At 48.4% G+C, this 376-nt stretch carries 1 protein-coding gene; it reads right to left on the minus strand.

What is annotated here, in order from left to right; all coding sequences use genetic code 11:
• Positions 1-376, minus strand: a 376-nt coding sequence (locus L3N51_RS12385; protein WP_238027518.1) for an IS200/IS605 family accessory protein TnpB-related protein, incomplete at both ends; no start/stop codon positions are given.

The raw sequence follows: 376 nt of genomic DNA on the forward strand, positions 1-376 counted from the left end.
TGCCAGCCGTTCGGGAAACCCATCCACATCTGGGGCAAGACCTGGATGTGAGGTGCGGGTTCACCTCCACCACTCTACAACCGTATAGGGGAGCCTTATACTTCAACAGGTTGACCAGTTTCCTCCAGACAGTCCTCGAAAGCTTGCGTGATAAGGATTCGCTGGCTTCATCGAACATGCTCTCCTTATTCAACCTCTCGAAGACCAGAACATGATTATTGTATAGCTCAAGAATGAAGTTAGCCAGCTTGTGAACCAAATCGTTAACCCTATTCCTCTCGCGATGAGAGTACCTCTTCGTCATCCTCTTGCCACCCTTCAACTTTCTAGAGGCAACTGACTGTACCTTAGCCCTCTTGATTTGCATGACATACTT

The organism is Metallosphaera javensis (ex Hofmann et al. 2022) (genome assembly GCF_022064045.1).
GTDB classification, from domain to species: domain Archaea; phylum Thermoproteota; class Thermoprotei_A; order Sulfolobales; family Sulfolobaceae; genus Metallosphaera; species Metallosphaera javensis.